The sequence below is a fragment of the Pseudomonas edaphica genome (genome assembly GCF_005863185.1).
Lineage (GTDB): Bacteria > Pseudomonadota > Gammaproteobacteria > Pseudomonadales > Pseudomonadaceae > Aquipseudomonas > Aquipseudomonas edaphica.
The window spans coordinates 1-1600 of the sequence record NZ_VBVZ01000940.1 but is presented as its reverse complement, the minus strand read 5'-3'; the positions used below and the strand labels follow the sequence as shown (position 1 = coordinate 1600).

The window sequence follows — 1600 nt, the reverse complement described above, 5'->3', positions numbered from 1 at the left end:
GTCAAAGACTGTGCCTTGAGCTGCGCCAGCGCCGGGTCACGCCGGTCCCTTGGGTGTGGCAGGTTGACTGCCAGTTCCCGGCGAATACTGCTCGGCCGGTTGTCCATCACCAGCACCCGGTCACTCAAGTACAGCGCCTCGTCGACATCGTGGGTCACCAGCAGCAAGGCAATCCCATGGTGCTCGGCCAGTTGCAGCAGCAAGTCCTGCAGTTTCATGCGGGTAAAGGCATCCACTGCGCTGAACGGCTCATCAAGCAATAACACCTGCGGGCGTGAATACAGCCCGCGTGCAATGGCCACGCGTTGCGCCATGCCGCCGGACAAGGCTTTGGGCAGCGCCTGGGCGAAGCCGGTGAGGCCGACTTCTGCGATCAACTGGGTAACCCAGGCCTTGTCATAGTGGTTGTCATCGCGCAAACCGATGTTCTGTTCCACCGTCAGCCAGGGCATCAGCCGTGGTTCCTGGAACACAAAGGCAACTTCGCCTTCGGGGCTGCGCAGTTCGCCCTGGAAGTCGGTCTCCAGGCCGGCGACGATGCGCAACAACGTGCTTTTGCCACAACCGCTGGGCCCGAGCAGGCTGACGGTTTCGCGCGGTAGCAGCGCCAACTGCACGTTGTTCAGCACCGTAATGCCGGCAAAGCTTTTGCGCGCCACGCGAAGCTCCAATAACGCTTGCATACTCATTGCTCCGCGCCTTCGCCTGTGAAGGTGTCGCGCCAGGCCAGGCAGCGTTTCTCCAAGGCTGCGAGCAGGCCATCGCTGAGCTTGCCCAGCAGTGCCAACACGGTAATGGCGGCCAGCACGATGTCTGGCCGTGAGGTTTCCCGACCATCGCTGAGCAAGTAACCGAGACCCTTGGTGGCCGCGATCAGTTCGGCCGCCACCAGGAACATCCACGCCAGGCTCAAGCCGCTGCGCAGCCCCGTGAACAGGCCGGGCAGGGCGGCGGGCAGCAGAATCCGGCGCACCAGGCGTGCTCGGCTGAAACCGTACATTTGCCCGACTTCCACCAGCTTGCGATCAATATCGCGAATCGCCGCGACACCGTTGAGGTACACCGGAAAGAACGCGCCAATCGCGATCAGCACGACCTTGGAGGTTTCATCGATACCCAGCCACAGCAGCAACAGCGGCACCCAGGCCAGGCTCGGAATCGAGCGCAGCCCGGCGAAGGTCGGCTCCAGATACGCTTCGGCTTCACGGCTCAACCCCACCCAGGCGGCAAACACCAGCGCCAGGCTGGCACCGATGGCAAACCCCGCCAGTACCCGCAGCAGGCTGGCGCTGATGTGTTTCCACAACGCGCCTTCGGCCAGGTCGGTGAGGGTCACTGCGATGTCGCTGGGGGCCGGCATCTGGTAGGACGGCAGCCAGCCGATGCGTACCACGCCCTCCAGTACCAGCAGGATCAGTACCGGCAGCACCAGGCCCTTGAGCCGTTTTGGCCAGGCGCTTCGGTTGATCACCACGGGTGCCGGTAGCGGCAGTGCTTGGCTTTTATCGGTCATCACGCCTCCCTTAAGGCTTGGGCAGGGTTTGGCCAAACGAAGTGTCGATCAACTGATCGATCACGGGGTCGACATCCACGCCACGAC

Annotated in this window: 2 protein-coding genes; both read right to left on the bottom strand. The window is 63.0% G+C overall.

What is annotated here, in order from left to right:
• Nucleotides 1-689 (bottom strand): ABC transporter ATP-binding protein (locus FEM54_RS32285; RefSeq protein ID WP_138454252.1); only part of this gene is annotated, 689 nt, incomplete at its 3' end.
• Entirely contained in the window at nucleotides 686-1513 is an 828-nt protein-coding gene (locus FEM54_RS32280) for an ABC transporter permease (protein WP_017135461.1), read from the bottom strand. The genes FEM54_RS32285 and FEM54_RS32280, both read right to left, overlap by 4 nt.
• Between the last annotated feature and the right edge of the window lie 87 nt (nucleotides 1514-1600).